The following is a 384-nucleotide window of genomic DNA, read 5'->3' as shown; positions in this document are numbered from 1 at the left end:
GCCAGCCTCGATGCCGGCAGGCCGGTGCAGGTCGAGGAACTGCCGACGCTGGCGGACTCGCTTGGCGGCGGCATCGGCCTCGATAACCGGCTGACCTTCGGCATGTGCCGGGACCTGCTCGACGACGTCATCCTGCTTGCCGAGGACGAGATCGCGGCCGGCATCCGCCATGCCTACGAGGAAGAGCGCGAGATCGTCGAAGGCGCGGGCGCAGTCGGCATCGGCGCGCTGCTTGCGGCTAAGGCCTCGACGAATGGCCCAACTGTCCTCATCCTCTCTGGCCGCAACATCGACATGGCTTTGCATCGGCGCATTGTCTGCGGCGAGGCGGCCACAGCAACGGAGCGCGCCGCATGAGCCGGATGACAATTCTCACCGACGCCG

At 67.4% G+C, this 384-nt stretch carries 1 protein-coding gene; it reads left to right on the top strand.

The genetic code is table 11. The features are described from left to right. Positions 1 to 357 (top strand): pyridoxal-phosphate dependent enzyme (locus EN852_RS35975; RefSeq protein WP_135879700.1); only part of this gene is annotated, 357 nt, incomplete at its 5' end. Positions 358 to 384 lie beyond the last annotated feature (27 nt).

This window comes from Mesorhizobium sp. M2E.F.Ca.ET.209.01.1.1 (genome assembly GCF_004010375.2).
Taxonomy (GTDB): Bacteria; Pseudomonadota; Alphaproteobacteria; order Rhizobiales; family Rhizobiaceae; genus Mesorhizobium.
Note: the sequence above shows the minus strand (reverse complement) of the source record. Positions and strands in the feature narration are given on the sequence as shown.